The sequence below is a fragment of the Elioraea sp. Yellowstone genome (assembly GCF_006704265.1).
Classification (GTDB): domain Bacteria; phylum Pseudomonadota; class Alphaproteobacteria; order Acetobacterales; family Acetobacteraceae; genus Elioraea.
This window is the reverse complement of record NZ_VIKA01000348.1, coordinates 1-391: the sequence shown is the minus strand read 5'-3', so window position 1 is coordinate 391 and position 391 is coordinate 1. Positions and strand designations below refer to the sequence as shown.

The window sequence follows — 391 nt, the reverse complement described above, 5'->3', positions numbered from 1 at the left end:
GCACGCGGCGCCGTCTCCGGCGCGGCAGCCGGCGGTGCCGGCGGAGCGCCCCCGGGCGCGCCCGGCATCGCGCCGGAGGTCAGAGCCGCAAACCGCCCTGCGAGGTCCCTGTCGCGTTCACCGAGCGCCAGCCAAGCGGCACCGAGGATCGCCAGCAGGCCGAGAAGACCGACCACATACGGTCGCATGGTCCCTCGTCCGCCCCTTTCCTGTCCATGGATTGCAATCTTTAGGGGCAGTGCGGCGCCGCCGCAATGCACGCTTGCGTTCAGCCGGCGCCGCCGCGCCATGGCCAGGGGGCGGCAAGGACCAGCGCCGCCGCGGCGCCGGCGGCCGCCACGCCAGAGGTCCCGATGACCGACCGACTGCTGACCGATCGCCAGTTCAGGGC

Annotated in this window: 1 protein-coding gene; it reads right to left on the bottom strand. The window is 74.2% G+C overall.

The genetic code is table 11. The features are described from left to right. Window positions 1–188: hypothetical protein (locus FK498_RS20080; protein ID WP_237561032.1), on the bottom strand; the 188-nt coding region annotated here is incomplete at its 3' end. Between the last annotated feature and the right edge of the window lie 203 nt (window positions 189–391).